The sequence below is a fragment of the Corallococcus sp. CA041A genome (genome assembly GCF_003612075.1).
Lineage (GTDB): Bacteria > Myxococcota > Myxococcia > Myxococcales > Myxococcaceae > Corallococcus > Corallococcus exiguus.
This window is the reverse complement of record NZ_RAWF01000596.1, coordinates 1-542: the sequence shown is the minus strand read 5'-3', so window position 1 is coordinate 542 and position 542 is coordinate 1. Positions and strand designations below refer to the sequence as shown.

Below are 542 nucleotides of genomic sequence, written 5' to 3'. Positions count from 1 at the left end.
GACGATGAACAGCGCGGTGATCGCTGCCATCAACATGAAGGTCTTGATCCAGTTGAACATGGGGGCGTGGCTCCTGTGGGTGTTGGGGTGTGAAGTCGTTAGATCGCGATAATCGCTGAAAATTCAAGGGTTTGCGCGGCAGTTGCGCGATATTTCGCCGCAGATGACGCTTGACGCATCAACGGGTGGTGAAGGCCAGCCGCGCGCCCAGGCCGATGAACGCCGTGCCCACGACGCGATCGAGCCAGCGTTTGATCCCCGGCTTCCCCGCCACGCGGCGCGTGACGCTCGCGGCGACCCAAGCCACAAGGCTGTTCCAGATCGTCGACATGACGATGAACACCGCCCCCAATGCCAGGAACGCCAGCGCCTTGTGGGCGGCGAGCGGATCGACGAACTGCGGGAAGAACGACAGGAAGAACAGCACGACCTTCGGGTTCAACACATTGGTGAGGAACCCCTGCATGAACAACGATTTGAGCGGACGCGCGCGCTTGGCGGCGGGCGTCTCCACTTGTTCGACCGTGGCGTCATCACGTTCA

1 protein-coding gene is annotated in these 542 nt (G+C 61.4%); it reads right to left on the bottom strand.

What is annotated here, in order from left to right; all coding sequences use genetic code 11:
* Positions 1-178 precede the first annotated feature (178 nt).
* A partial coding sequence (locus tag D7V77_RS42390) for a LysE family translocator (protein WP_147452373.1) occupies positions 179-542 on the bottom strand: 364 nt, incomplete at its 5' end.